A 13808-nucleotide genomic window follows, 5' to 3' on the forward strand; every position below is an offset into this window, starting at 1 on the left:
GGATGCACCTTCAGATGACCCAGGTAACCAACACCCCGTACGAATCGCTTGAAGTGGGCCAGACTGCCAGCTTCAGCAAAACCGTCGAAGAGCGCGATATCCAGCTGTTCGCCGCCATGTCGGGTGACCACAACCCGGTGCACCTGGACGCTGAATACGCCAAGGCGACCATGTTCAAGGAGCGGATTGCCCACGGCATGTTCAGCGGTGCGCTGATCAGCGCGGCGGTGGCCTGCGAGCTGCCTGGGCCGGGCACGATTTACATCGGCCAGCAGATGACCTTCCAGAAGCCAGTGAAGATCGGCGACACCCTGACCGTGCGCTTGGAAATCCTCGAGAAAATGCCGAAGTTTCGCGTGCGCATTGCCACTCGGGTGTTCAACCAGCGTGACGAGTTGGTGGTGGATGGCGAGGCGGAGATTCTGGCGCCACGTAAGCAGCAAGTGGTGACCTTGACCGAGCTTCCGCCGATCAGCATTGGCTGATCCAACCTTTGCATAAAACAAATGTGGGAGCGGGCTTGCTCGCGAATGCGGTGTGTCAGTCAATACAACAGTGACTGATCCACCGCTTTCGCGAGCAAGCCCGCTCCCACAGGCCTTACGACTGAGCGCGAGCCTGGTTACGCAGGGCTTTTACCTGGTCGTGGTTGCGTTGTACACCGTGGTACTGACGCTCAACCAAATCACGAATGCCTACCAAGTTGTGCTTGTTGATCTTCTCGATCGCTTCCTTGTAAGCCTTCAGGGCGTGGTCTTCACCGCGCTCGGCTTCGTTCAACACGGCCTCCTCGTCCTTGCCGGTGACCATCGACTTCACGTCGACCCAGCCACGGTGCAGGGCGCCGGCAACACTGCCAGACTTCTCTGGATCGCCGCCCAGGGCACGCACAGCCGTTTTCAGTTCTTCGGCAGCGGTACCGCAATCAACGGCACGCTTGGCAAACAGTGCCTTGAGTTCTGGATGCTTGATGTCTTCAGCGCATTCCTTGAAACCCTTTTGGCCGTCGATGCTGGTCTCGATCAGGTCGTTCAGTACGGAGATCGATTCTTTGTTGATATCAGTCATTTTTCAATTCCTTGTACGGGTTAGAAGGTTGCCTTGGTTATTGCAGCGCCCGTGCCAGGTTTTCAAAAATTATTTTTATGTTTAATTTCAATAAGTTACGAATTATTGAACCATCTGTATCTTGGTTATTTGCATGATCTGTCATTTGGCCTTCATGCAGAATGCCTGTATTTTCGAAAGCCTGGCCTCAACCCTGCGACGCTCATGAATCCCGAAAAACTCGAACTGCTCATCACCCGCCAAATGCCCTTCGGCAAATACAAAGGCCGGATCATTGCCGACCTGCCTGGACCCTACCTGAATTGGTTCGCCCGTGAAGGTTTCCCCCACGGTGAACTGGGTGGTTTGCTGGCCTTGATGCAGGAAATCGATCACAACGGCCTGTCCGAATTGCTCGAACCGCTGCGCGCCAAACACGGTAAACCCGCCCCCCGCCACTAAAGAGATTCGCCATGCCAAGGAATGCTGATAACGAACCGCACTGGCACGCCATCGCTCAGCGTTACGAGTGCGAGCCCGGCCCGATCAACCTGGAAAACGGCTACTTCGGGCGCATGAGTCGGGCGGTGCAGGCCCAATATCTTGAGCACATCAGCTTTATCAACCGCAGCAACGCGGTGCATGTGCGCCAGCGTTTTGAGCAGGGCGAAAACATCGAGATACGCCGCCAGTTGGCCGGGTTGATTGATGTCGACCCGGAGTCGGTCGCGTTCACCCGTAACGCCACCGAAGCCTTGCAGTCGCTGATCCGCAACTACAACCGCCTGCAACCGGGCGACCAGGTGCTGATCAGCGACCTGGAGTACGACACGGTCAAAGGCGCCATGCGCTGGTTGGCAGCGACTCGCGGCGTGGAAGTGATAGAGGTGGCCCACACCCACCCGGCCAGTTTCGACAGCCTGATACAGACTTATCACGAGGCCTTCGCGCAGTACCCGCGCCTGAAGCTCATGGCCTTGACCCATGTAACCCACCGCACCGGGCTGGTCATGCCGGTTGCGGCCATTGCCAAGGCCGCGCGCGAACGCGCAATCGACGTGATCCTCGACGGCGCCCACGCATTGGGCCAGATCGAATTCAACCTGGCCGAACTGGGCATTCAGTTCGCAGGCTTCAACCTGCACAAATGGATCGGCGCACCGCTGACCCTGGGCTTTTTGTACATCGCACCGGAGCGCCTGGCCGATATCGACCCGGACATGGGTGAATTCCACTACCCGGCCACCGATGTGCGAGCCCGTACGTCCTACAGCACGCCGAACTTCCCCGCACTGATGACTTTGCCCCTGGTGTTTGAAGAGCATCGACAATTGGGTGACGCTGCGGCCAAGGGCGCACGCGTCAATCACCTGCGCAACCTGTGGGTGAACCAGGTGCGGCCGTTGCCGGGGATTGAAGTGCTGACTCCGGATGATCCGCGACTGTACTGCGGCATTACGGCCTTCAAGTTCATCGGGCGGGATCAGCAGGTGATGGTGGACCGGTTGCTCAAGGAGCATGGTCTGTTCACCACTACACGCACGGGCGCGGCGTTTGGCACCTGTATCCGGGTGACGCCGGGGCTGGTGACGTCGGCGGCGGACATCAATGTGCTGGTCCACGCGATCACCCAACTAAACACCGTTTAAAACTGTGGGAGCTGGCTTGCCTGCGATAGCGGTGTATCAGCCAAAGATGGGCTAACTGATAAATAGCTATCGCAGGCAAGCCAGCTCCCACCTTCAGAACGGCGATGTGTTTGAGGTTTTTACAGGCAAAAAAAAGCGGCACACCGACCAAGTGCGCCGCAAAAATGCCGTTAAGCACAGCAACAACGATTCGATAAATCAGTTCAGTCCAGCAGCGCCAGCGCCTGGGCAGTGACTTCCTGGATACGCGCCCAGTCGCCGTTCTTGACCCACTCCGGATCCAGCATCCAGCTGCCGCCCACGCACATCACGTTCTTCAACGCCATGTAGCTCTTGATATTGGCCGGGCCAACGCCGCCAGTCGGGCAGAATTTGACTTCGCCGAACGGGCCGCCAAGGGCCTTGATGGCCGCAACGCCACCGCTGACTTCAGCCGGGAACAGTTTGAAGCGGCGATAACCCAGGCCGTAGCCTTCCATGATGCCGGAGGCGTTGCTGATGCCCGGCAGCAGCGGGATCGGGCTGTGCACCGAGGCTTCCAGCAAGTCACGGGTGATGCCGGGGGTGACGATAAATTGCGAGCCTGCCACTTCTGCCGCTTCGAGCATGTGACGATCAAGCACGGTACCGGCACCGGTGCACAGCTCAGGGCGCTGCTCGCGCAAGACCTGAATGGCTTTAAGGCCGAACTCGGAACGCAGGGTCACTTCCAGCGCGGTCAAACCGCCGGCTGCCAGGGCGTCGGCCAACGGCAGGATGTCCTGCTCGCGGGCGATGGTGATCACCGGCAGGATCCGCGCCTTGGCGCAGAGGCTGTCGATCAAGGCAACTTTATCCGCCATGGACACGGTCGGTTGAGGGCTTTTCATAGCGGCTGATCCTTGGCTCATGGGCACCAGTAAATCTCTAGAGTAGGTTGCAAAAACGCGCGAATCGGCATGGCAGCAACATCGTCGCTGGCCAGGGCGGCGCTCAAGGTCGTCAATTTCGAACTGCCGGAAATCGACAGCACGGTGTAGTCGGCCGTGGCCAGCAACGCACGACTCATGGTCAGGCGCTGGTGCGGCACAGTGGGCGCCAGCATCGGCCAGCAACGGCGGGTACCGTCGGCCTTCAGCGCTTCACTCAGGTTGGGGCTGTTGGGGAACAGCGATGCGGTGTGACCGTCATCGCCCATGCCCAGCACCAGCACATCAATGGCTGGCAACTCGCCCAGCAGGCGATCGGCCTGCTCGGCAGCGTCTTCTAGGTTGGCGGCAGGGCTGTACAGGCTCAAGAACTTCGCCTTGGCCGCCGGACCTTGTAGCAAGTGTTGCTTCAACAGGCCAGCATTGCTGTCGGCGTGTTCGACCGGCACCCAGCGTTCATCGGCCAGGGTGATGGTGACCTTGGACCAGTCCAGGCCCTGCTTGGCCAGGTTCTGGAAAAACGCCACGGGGCTGCGGCCACCGGACACCACCAACGTCGCCTCGCCACGGGCACTGATGGCCCCGCGCAGTTGCTCGGCCACGTCATTGGCCAGGCCATCGGCCAGCAGCGCAGGCGTACGGTACTCATGGGCAGTGACGCCCTGAGGCAGTTTCAATTCAGATATCGCCATACCACGACCTCCCATCCCGCGTGATCAGTGCAATGGAGCTCATCGGCCCCCAGGACCCCGCCGCATACGGCTTGGGCGCATCACCGGATTTTTTCCACCCGGCGATCAACTGGTCACACCACTTCCACGCGGCTTCGATTTCATCTTTGCGAACAAACAGGTTCTGATTGCCGCGCATCACTTCCAGCAACAACCGCTCGTAGGCATCAGGGATGCGTGCGCTGCGGTAGGTGTCGGAAAAATTCAGTTGCAGTGGCCCGCTGCGCAGTTGCATGCCTTTGTCCAGGCCCTGCTCCTTGGTCATCACGCGCAAGGAAATGCCTTCGTCCGGCTGCAGGCGGATGATCAGCTTGTTGCTGATCTGCAGGCGCTGCTCGGGGGCGAAGATATAGTGGGACGGTTCCTTGAAGTGGATGACAATCTGCGACAGCTTTTGCGGCATGCGCTTGCCAGTACGCAGGTAGAACGGCACGCCGGCCCAGCGCCAGTTACGGATATCGGCACGCAGGGCAACGAACGTCTCGGTGTCGCTCTGGGTGTTGGAATTGTCTTCTTCCAGGTAACCCGGCACGGCTTTACCAGCGCTGTAGCCGGCGATGTACTGACCGCGCACCACTTGAGTGGTGAGGCCCTCGGGGCTGATTGGCGCCAGGGCCTTGAGCACCTTGACCTTCTCGTCACGGATGCTGTCGGCGGACAGGTCGGCCGGCGGGTCCATGGCAATCAGGCAAAGCAGTTGCAACAGGTGGTTCTGGATCATGTCGCGCAGCTGGCCGGCCTTGTCGAAATAGCCCCAACGGCCTTCGATGCCAACCTGCTCGGCCACGGTGATTTCCACGTGGGAGATGTAGTTCTGGTTCCACTGGGTTTCAAACAGGCTGTTGGCGAAGCGCAGGGCGATCAGGTTCTGCACCGTCTCTTTGCCCAGGTAGTGGTCGATGCGGTAGGTGCGGTTTTCCGGGAAAAACTGCGCCACGGCGTCATTGACCTTGCGCGACGACTCCAAGTCCGAACCGATGGGTTTTTCCAGCACCACGCGCGTATTTTCCGCCAGGCCGACCTTTGACAGGTTTTCGCAGATCGCGCCGTACACCGCCGCCGGGGTGGCGAAGTAGGCAATCAGGCGTTGATCGCTGCCGGCTTTTTCGGCCAGGGCGACGTAGTCGTCGGCTTTCATGAAGTCGACATGCACATAAGCCAGGCGTGCGAGGAAACGCTGGGCTACGGCTTCGTCGAGCTCTTTGCCGACGTATTTACGCAATTCTTTTTCGATGTGGGCCAGGTGTTGCTGCTCGGAGCCGGCTTCACGGGCCAGGGCCAGGATGCGCGTGTCGTCGTGCAGCAACCCGGCGCCATCGAGTTGATAAAGGGCAGGAAATAACTTGCGCAGCGCCAGATCACCCAAGGCGCCAAACAGGGCAAAGGTGCAGGGTTCCACGGTTATCGAAGGCATGATGTTTGTTCTTTTATCAAGTTAAGCTACAAATACCTTTTTTCAAGGCATCACTCAAGGAAAAATGTAGTAATAACCACAACATTTTCCGGAAATACGCATTGCGAGTGGTGGTGTTCAGCTACCCTCAGTAGGATAGGCCACCGCGAAAAGCCACTCATCGATTGGTTACCGCCTTTTTATTTGCATCGTCGCCCGAAGGAAAGACTGAATGGACCGCGTGCGAAATCTTCTGGAACAGATCCGGAACCGCCTCGAAGAATTGAACAAGGCCGAGCGCAAAGTCGCTGAAGTGATCCTGCTCAACCCGCAGCAGGCCACACGCTTCTCGATCGCCGCCCTCGCCCAGGCCGCCTCGGTCAGTGAACCGACGGTCAACCGTTTCTGCCGTTCGTTCGGTGTCAGCGGTTACCCTGAACTTAAATTGCAGTTGGCGCAAAGCCTGGCCAGTGGCGCCGCGTATGTCAGCCGCGCCGTAGAGGCCGATGATAACCCCGAGGCCTACACCCAGAAGATCTTTGGCAGCGCCATCGCCTCCCTGGACAGTGCCTGCCAGGCCCTGGACCCGGCGCTGATCAGCAAGGCCGTGGACTTGTTGATCCAGGCGCGGCAAATCCACTTCTTTGGCCTGGGCGCTTCGGCTCCCGTGGCCATGGACGCGCTGCACAAGTTCTTCCGCTTCAACCTGGCAGTGACCGCCCACGCCGACGTGCTGATGCAACGCATGATCGCCTCGGTGGCGCACACCGGCGAGTTGTTCGTGATCATTTCCTACACTGGCCGTACCCGCGAGCTGGTGGAAGTGGCGCGTATCGCTCGGGAAAACGGTGCGTCGGTGCTGGGCGTGACCGCCGAGAACTCGCCACTGGCCAAGGCCAGTACGGTGAGCCTGAACATCCCGTTGCCGGAAGACACCGATATCTACATGCCGATGACATCTCGGATCATTCAGTTGACCGTGCTGGATGTGCTGGCGACCGGCATGACCTTGCGTCGTGGGGTGGATTTCCAGCCGCATTTGCGCAAGATCAAAGAGAGCTTGAATGACAGCCGGTATCCGGTGGGGGATGAGTTCAACTAGCAGGCAGCCCTGCCAGCAGTACCGGCCTTATCGCAGGCAAGCCAGCTCCCACATTTGGAATGCATTCCCCTGTGGGAGCTGGCTTGCCTGCGATAGCGCCATCAGCCACACCGCTAAGCTCCAGCCCGCGCCTGCAAACTCAAATGCGCCCTCTCCCCCGGCGCCAGACTCGCCGCCGCCATCGCCGCCTCCACACACACAAACCCCGACGCTTCGTTAAAGCTAACGCCCAATAACGGCCGGCTCCCCGGGTGCCACACCACGGTGTCGGCAGTGTCGCCCGTGTCGATGCACAGTTCACGCTGCCAGGCGTGGTCCTTGAGCTGCAGTTCACCCTCATGCTGGAACACCCGCTGGCATCCACCATCGACCCGCAATTCGCCTTCCTGCTGGCAAACCTGGCGATTGAGCTGGTCATAACCTTGCGCCCCTTCGAGCCCAGACAGCGCTACCTCATCAACGTGACCAATACGCCAGTAAGCGTGCAATGCATGGCTCAACTGGCACGGCAGCTCGTCGTGATGCTCGGTGCTCAGGCGCAGTTCCAGGGTGTCGCCCAGGTGCGCGTGCAAGTCCACCTGCCAGTCGCACAGTTGCAATTGCCAGTGCAAGCGCACGCCGTCGTCATCGGTGCTGCTGTCGAGCAGTTTCCAGTCGATCAAGCGGGCCCAACCGTGGGAAGGCCAGGCATTTTCGCTGGGGTGGCGGCCATACCACGGCCAGCACACCGGCACGCCGCCACGAATGGCGCCGACCTGCGGCCACTTGGCTGCGCACCACAGCCAGGGCTTCTGGCCGGTGGGCTGAAAGTGCAACAGTTGTGCGCCCTGGCGACTGAACACCGCCTGGCACAGCGGATGATCGATCACCAACACGTCGCGCATCTGAAAGCGCTCCCAGGCGAACACAGGCCGCTCGCGCAGGGATTTGAAAAAGCGTTGCAGCGGTTGCTCGTGCATGTGCCCAGGTCCCGAATATCACAGTGCCACGCAAAAAAAAGCGGATAGCCATGGCTACCCGCAAATGCGCACAGAGAGAGGAGCTTATCGCAACAGCGTTAGAACGTAGACTGAATTTTCAGGCCCGCTACCAGCGCGTTGTCGACTTTATCCACGCCGCCAGGCTGGACAACGTACTGCAGGTTCGGACGCACAGTCAGCCAGTTGGTGACGTGGAAACCGTAGTTGAGTTCGACGTTGTACTCAGTCTCACGAATCGGCGTGTACAGCGGATTGTCGTAGTCGCTCACGCCCCTGGCGTCGTTGAGCAGCTCAGAGTTCTTCTTCACATCATTGTTGACATGCAGGCGAGCGACGCCAATGCCGACGTCATCTTTTGGACGCGCATCGAATGGGCCTTTGTACACCAGCATCAACGACTGGTAGTTGTCGACCAGGTTGGTTTCCTTGTCATGGAAGGTCGCGTTGGCTGCGATGTTCAGACCACGGGAAGCGTCGCCGTTATGGGTGGTGAGTTGCTGTTGCGCAACGAACCAGTAACCTTTCTTGCTGCTGCGGGTACGGAAGTCGGCGCCGCTGAGGACCGCATCGTTACCGTTGACGTCTTCACGTACATCCGGAGCATCGGCCGCACTTTTATAGAAACCCACACGGTATTCGCCCGGCAGGTTATTAACCTTCGGCGACCAGACCAATTCCACCGGGATCACGGTGCCCTTGGTACCACTGCCGCTGAGTTTGAAGCCGTTGCCGTGCTCCAGCTGCGAAGGGTTCTGGTTGTAGGCACCGATTTGCGCATACAGCTCAGGCGTGATGTTGTACTTCACGCGGATAGCGGCCTGGGCGACCGGCCAGTTGTACCAGGTATTGACGTAGTTACCGACCTGGGAACCGCAGAACGACAGGTTCTGGAAGTCGCAAGGGAAGGTGTTGAAGTCTTCGCCTTCACCGAAGTAACCGAGCTTCACGTCCAACTTGTTGTCGAACATCTGGTGCTGAATCCAGAACTGGGTCAGGCGCACCATGTGGCCACGGCCATACACTTCTTGCGAGGAACTCAAGGTGCCGGCACGCGGGTCGCCAATGCGGTCATTGGAAATGTTCTGGCCATTACGATTGGTCAACTGGATCTTGGCCTGGGTGTTATCCCAGCCCCACAGTTTTTGCAGGTCCAGTGCCACGCCAAGACCAAACTGGTCAGAGTAGCGACCGGTCTTGTCGTCGTTGTAGCCACCGTGAGCGTTGTAGCCCATCTCCCCAACGTAGTCGGCCTTGATGTCGATACCTTGCTCGATCAGCTTGGTACGCTCGCCGCCCCAATCGCCGGTCATCCACTTGGAATCGGCGCTGAATGCATCGGCCGCCATCGCATTGGCGGACAATACAAGGGCTGCTGCCGCTGACAGTTGGCAGATCAGCCGGGTGTTGTTGTGTTGCTTTTTCATCCCTACATCCTCGTCTTTATTGTTATTAAACTGTTTTTATCTAACGCGGGTTACATTTTTTTAGCTAAAACAACGAGTTAACCATTAACCACATTACTGTAGGAGCGAGCTTGCTTGCGAAAAACTCAAGGTCACTGCGCTCATCCAGGATGCCCGCGTTATCGTTAACGACCTTCGCGAGCAAGCTCGCTCCTACACGATGCTTTAGCGGCCCTTGAACTGGGTCACATTGTCGGCATGCCCCTGTGCCGGCAATGAAGCCGCCGTGCCCAATCGCTCGCCGGTCTTGGCGTCAAACAGCAATACCTTGGCCGGGTCGAACTGCAAGGTCAGGGTCTCGCCCACTTGCGGTGCCACGTCCGGCGCCAAACGGCAGCAGACCTTGGTGTCGTTGAGCTGCACAAACACCAGGGTGTCCGGGCCGGTCGGCTCAGTCACCTGCACTTCGGCACGAATGCTCGACGAGCCATTACCCTCGCCCGCTGCCAGCACGATCTGCTCCGGGCGCAGGCCCAGGATCACATCGCGGTCTTCCAGCCCGGCGTCATTCATGCCCAGCGCCAACTCGCAACGGGCCTGGCCGCTGTCGAGCACCGCCACCAGATCACCGTTCTGGCGTTTTAGGCGCATGGGAACGAAGTTCATCGGTGGTGAACCGATAAAGCTTGCCACAAACAGGTTGGCAGGGTCGTTGTAAATTTCCTTCGGCGTGCCGAATTGCTGGATGATCCCGTCCTTCATCACCGCCACTTTGTCGCCCAGGGTCATCGCTTCGATCTGGTCGTGGGTCACGTAGACGGTGGTGGTTTTCAGACGCTGGTGCATCAGCTTCATTTCGGTACGCATCTCGACGCGCAGCTTGGCGTCAAGGTTAGACAGTGGTTCGTCGAACAGGTAGATCTTCGGCCGACGCGCCAAGGCACGGCCCATGGCCACACGCTGTTGCTGGCCACCGGACAACTGGCCCGGCTTGCGGTTGAGCAAGTGCTCGATTTGCAGCAGCTTGGCCACGCGAGCCACTTCGGCGTCGATGTCGGCTTGCGGCATCTTGCGGATCTTGAGGCCGAACTCGATGTTCTCGCGCACGCTCATGGTCGGGTACAACGCGTAGGACTGGAACACCATGGCGATGTCACGGTCCTTGGGGCTCATGCCGCTCACGTCTTGATCACCGATCATGATCGCGCCGCCAGTGATGGTCTCAAGGCCGGCGATGCAGTTCATCAGCGTGGATTTACCGCAGCCCGACGGGCCGACCAGGATCAGGAACTCGCCTTCCTTGATCGACAGTTCGATGTTCTTCAAGGTGTCGGGCAGGCCGGCGCCATAGGTCTTGTTTACATTGCGAAGTTCAAGCGTAGCCATGATTACCCCTTGACCGCGCCGGCCGTGAGGCCGCGCACGAAATACTTGCCTGCGATCACATAGACCAGCAGGGTCGGCAGCCCGGCGATCATCGCCGCCGCCATATCCACGTTATATTCCTTGGCCCCGGTGCTGGTGTTGACCAGGTTGTTCAGCGCTACCGTGATGGGCTGGGAGTCGCCGCTGGAGAACACCACACCGAACAGGAAGTCGTTCCAGATCTGGGTGAACTGCCAGATCAGGCAGACCATGATGATCGGCGTCGACATCGGCAGGATGATCCGGCGGAAGATGGTGAAGAACCCCGCTCCGTCCAGGCGTGCGGCCTTGATCAGCGCATCCGGGATGCTCACGTAGTAGTTACGGAAGAAAAGCGTGGTGAACGCCAGGCCGTAGACCACGTGGATAAACACCAGGCCGGTGGTGGTGCTGGCCAGGCCCATCTTGCCGAGGGTGAACGACGCGGGCAGCAGCACGGTCTGGAACGGCAGGAAGCAGCCGAACAGCAGCAGGCCGAAGAACAACTGCGAACCGCGAAAGCGCCAGAACGACAGCACGTAGCCGTTCAAGGCGCCAATGGCGGTAGAGATCAGCACAGCAGGAACGGTGATCTTGATCGAGTTCCAGAAGTAGCCATCCACGGTGGCCCAGGCCTTGACCCAGCCGATGCCGCTGACCACGGTGGGCCAGCTCAGCAGGTTACCGGTGCTGATGTCTTCCGGGGTTTTGAAGCTGGTGAGCAGCATCACCACCAGCGGCACCAGGTACAGCAGCACCGCCAGGATCAGCACCGCGTAGATCGCGATGCGGCTCAGGCTGATGGCAGGTTTGGTGGCGAGACTAGTCATTGCGCTTGGTCCTCAGCTCGGAATACAGGTACGGCACGATGATCGCGAGGATCGCACCGAGCATCAGGATTGCACTGGCCGAGCCCATGCCCATCTGGCCACGACTGAAGGTAAACGAGTACATGAACATCGCCGGCAGGTCGGACGAGTAGCCCGGGCCGCCTGCGGTCATTGCCGCCACCAGGTCGAAGCTCTTGATCGCAATGTGCGCCAGGATCATCACCGCACTGAAGAACACCGGACGCAGGCTGGGCAGCACCACGCTCCAGTAGATGCGCGGCAAGCTCGCGCCGTCGATCTGCGCAGCACGAATGATCGACTGATCAACGCCACGCAGGCCGGCGAGGAACATCGCCATGATAAAGCCCGAGGCTTGCCACACAGCAGCGATCACCAGGCAGTAGACCACGCGGTCCGGGTCGATCAGCCAGTCGAGACGAAAGCCTTCCCAGCCCCAGTCCCGCAGGAGTTTGTCCAGGCCCATGCCCGGGTTGAGCAGCCATTTCCAGGCGGTACCGGTGACGATCATGGAGAGCGCCATCGGGTACAGGTAAATGGTGCGGATAAAGCCTTCGCGGCGGATTTTCTGGTCGAGGAAAATCGCCAGCAGCACACCGATCACCAGGGTGATGCCGATGAACATGCCGCCGAACACGGCCAGGTTCTTGCTCGCCACCCACCAGCGGTCGTTATCGAACAGCCGCTGATACTGCGCCAGGCCCGCCCATTTGTAGCTGGGCAGGAACGTCGAGGTGGTGAACGACAGCACGAACGTCCACAGGATGTAGCCATAAAAGCCCACCAGCACGATGAACATGCTCGGCGCCAGCACCAGTTTAGGGAGCCAGCGCTGCAGCACATCGAATGGCGAGGCCTTGCTGAACACAGCAACAGAACTCATGGGAAAATCCAGTACAGGGAAAAAGGACTAGCAGCAGAACCGTCTGGTACGCGGCTCGTGTGGGAGCGGGCTTGCTCGCGAATGCAGCAGGTCAGTCACCAAACATGCTGTCTGATACACCGCTTTCGCGAGCAAGCCCGCTCCCACACAAGCCCGCTCCACAGCTGTTACTTGGCCGACTTGATCGCCGCGCCAAGCTTCTTGGCCGTGTCGGCCGGGTCGGCTTTCGGGTCGTTGATGAAGTTGGTCACGACATCAAAGAACGCACCCTGTACCGCCAGGGTCGTGGCCATGTTGTGGGCCATGCTTGGCTGCAGGCCACCGGTCTTGGCGTCGGCCAAAAAGTCCTTGGCGGCGGTCTGGGCGCAGGAGTCAAAACCGTAGGATTCCATCTTGGTCAGCATGTCGTTACGCACAGGGATCGAGCCCTTGTTGATGCTGAACACCTTCTGGAAGTTTTCACCCAGCACCACTTTGGCGATGTCCTGCTGGCCCGCGGCAGTGCCTTTGTCTTTCTGCTTGAACACCGCCAGGGAGTCGATGTTGTAGGTGAAGGCTTTATCAGTGCCCGGGAACGCTACGCACTCATAATCCTTGCCGGCGACTTTCTTGGCGGCGGTCCATTCGGACTTGGCCCAGTCACCCATGATCTGCATGCCGGCCTTGCCATTGATGACCTTGCCCGCTTCCAGGTTCCAGTCCTGGCCCTTGCCGTCGACGTCCATGTAGGTCGCGACTTTCTTCAGCTCGGTGAGGGCCTTGACCATTTCCGGGCCAGTCAATGCGCCGTTATCCAGGTCGACCAGGGCTTTCTTGTAGCCATCGGCGCCCATCACGGAGAGCACCACCGCTTCGAACACGGTGCTGTCCTGCCAAGGCTGACCGCCGTGGGCGAGCGCAATGAAGCCTGCAGCCTTGAGCTTGTCGCCCGCTGCGTAGAATTCTTCGAGGGTGGTTGGGTTCTTGGTGATGCCGGCTTTCTTGAAGACTTCCGGGTTGATCCACAGCCAGTTCACACGGTGGATATTCACCGGCACGGCGACGTAGTCACCGTCGTATTTCACGGTGTCGGAGACTTTCTTGTCGAGCAGCGAATCCCATTTTTCTTCTTTGGCGACGTCTTTGAGCACGTCGGTGTCGAGCAGGCCAGTCGACGCCCACTCCTGGATGTCAGGGCCTTTGATCTGGGCAACGCCTGGCGGGTTGCCGGCGACCGCGCGGCTTTTGAGCACGGTCATGGCAGTGGCGCCACCGCCGCCTGCTACAGCACCGTCTTTCCAGGTGAAGCCGTCTTTCTCAACTTGGGCCTTCAGGACATCCACAGCCGCTTTTTCACCGCCGGAGGTCCACCAATGCACCACTTCCACCGTACCTTTGGAGTCGGCGGCAAATGCACTGAGGGGGAACAACGAGGCAATGGAAATAGCGACGGCGAGGCGATTAATCGCGTTCATCTGAGT

General features: G+C 59.3%; 14 protein-coding genes. 4 read left to right on the forward strand and 10 right to left on the reverse strand.

What is annotated here, in order from left to right:
* The first annotated feature begins 14 nt into the window (after positions 1-14).
* The gene (locus A7K61_RS12305; protein WP_069557656.1) at positions 15-485 is read left to right on the forward strand and encodes a MaoC family dehydratase; all 471 of its coding nucleotides are present in this window, start codon (positions 15-17) and stop codon (positions 483-485) included.
* 115 nt (positions 486-600) lie between these two features.
* On the opposite strand, the gene A7K61_RS12310 is transcribed toward A7K61_RS12305, so the two are convergent.
* Positions 601-1068 (reverse strand): PA2169 family four-helix-bundle protein, encoded by a 468-nt coding sequence (locus tag A7K61_RS12310; RefSeq protein ID WP_034128518.1) that lies wholly within the window; start codon positions 1066-1068, stop codon positions 601-603.
* Positions 1069-1272: 204 nt separating this feature from the next.
* On the opposite strand from A7K61_RS12310, the gene A7K61_RS12315 reads away from it, so the two are divergent.
* Together A7K61_RS12315 and A7K61_RS12320 are read left to right on the forward strand one after the other, a co-directional pair.
* Positions 1273-1509, forward strand: a complete 237-nt coding sequence (locus A7K61_RS12315; RefSeq protein ID WP_008056784.1) for a DUF3820 family protein — start codon at positions 1273-1275, stop codon at positions 1507-1509.
* 11 nt (positions 1510-1520) lie between these two features.
* Entirely contained in the window at positions 1521-2696 is a 1176-nt protein-coding gene (locus tag A7K61_RS12320) for an aminotransferase class V-fold PLP-dependent enzyme (protein WP_069557657.1), read from the forward strand.
* Between the two features lie 203 nt (positions 2697-2899).
* Here the strand turns inward: A7K61_RS12320 and A7K61_RS12325 are convergent, their stop codons facing one another.
* From A7K61_RS12325 to zwf, 3 genes are read right to left on the reverse strand one after another with little or no spacing between them, the layout of a single operon-like run.
* Positions 2900-3565, reverse strand: coding sequence for a bifunctional 4-hydroxy-2-oxoglutarate aldolase/2-dehydro-3-deoxy-phosphogluconate aldolase (locus A7K61_RS12325; protein ID WP_026067364.1), 666 nt, complete (start codon positions 3563-3565; stop codon positions 2900-2902).
* 17 nt (positions 3566-3582) lie between these two features.
* Positions 3583-4296: a 6-phosphogluconolactonase gene (gene pgl, locus A7K61_RS12330; RefSeq protein WP_032895576.1), complete on the reverse strand. Its 714-nt coding sequence runs from the start codon at positions 4294-4296 to the stop codon at positions 3583-3585.
* A complete protein-coding gene (zwf, locus tag A7K61_RS12335; RefSeq protein ID WP_044267731.1) occupies positions 4283-5749 on the reverse strand; it encodes a glucose-6-phosphate dehydrogenase in 1467 nt (488 codons plus the stop codon). The genes pgl and zwf overlap by 14 nt, the downstream gene beginning before the upstream one ends.
* A gap of 220 nt (positions 5750-5969) precedes the next feature.
* Here zwf and A7K61_RS12340 point away from each other — a divergent pair, with 220 nt between their 5' ends.
* Positions 5970-6830: a MurR/RpiR family transcriptional regulator gene (locus A7K61_RS12340; protein WP_169856377.1), complete on the forward strand. Its 861-nt coding sequence runs from the start codon at positions 5970-5972 to the stop codon at positions 6828-6830.
* A gap of 113 nt (positions 6831-6943) precedes the next feature.
* On the opposite strand, the gene A7K61_RS12345 is transcribed toward A7K61_RS12340, so the two are convergent.
* From A7K61_RS12345 to A7K61_RS12370, 6 genes are all read right to left on the reverse strand, one after another.
* Positions 6944-7789 (reverse strand): D-hexose-6-phosphate mutarotase, encoded by an 846-nt coding sequence (locus tag A7K61_RS12345; protein ID WP_047711647.1) that lies wholly within the window; start codon positions 7787-7789, stop codon positions 6944-6946.
* Positions 7790-7887: 98 nt separating this feature from the next.
* Positions 7888-9234, reverse strand: coding sequence for a carbohydrate porin (locus A7K61_RS12350; RefSeq protein WP_003193760.1), 1347 nt, complete (start codon positions 9232-9234; stop codon positions 7888-7890).
* A gap of 204 nt (positions 9235-9438) precedes the next feature.
* Complete coding sequence (locus A7K61_RS12355; protein ID WP_044267736.1) at positions 9439-10599, reverse strand: ABC transporter ATP-binding protein; 1161 nt, start codon at positions 10597-10599, stop codon at positions 9439-9441.
* Between the two features lie 2 nt (positions 10600-10601).
* Entirely contained in the window at positions 10602-11447 is an 846-nt protein-coding gene (locus tag A7K61_RS12360) for a carbohydrate ABC transporter permease (RefSeq protein ID WP_034128525.1), read from the reverse strand.
* On the reverse strand, positions 11440-12348 hold the full coding sequence (locus tag A7K61_RS12365) for a carbohydrate ABC transporter permease (RefSeq protein WP_003193765.1): 909 nt from the start codon (positions 12346-12348) through the stop codon (positions 11440-11442). Before A7K61_RS12365 ends, A7K61_RS12360 begins: the two co-directional genes overlap by 8 nt.
* 167 nt (positions 12349-12515) lie before the next feature.
* Positions 12516-13802 carry an ABC transporter substrate-binding protein gene (locus A7K61_RS12370; RefSeq protein WP_003193767.1) on the reverse strand — a complete coding sequence of 429 codons (1287 nt, stop codon included), beginning with the start codon at positions 13800-13802 and terminating at the stop codon, positions 12516-12518.
* Positions 13803-13808 lie beyond the last annotated feature (6 nt).

The organism is Pseudomonas sp. AP42 (assembly GCF_001728935.1).
GTDB lineage: Bacteria > Pseudomonadota > Gammaproteobacteria > Pseudomonadales > Pseudomonadaceae > Aquipseudomonas > Aquipseudomonas lactis.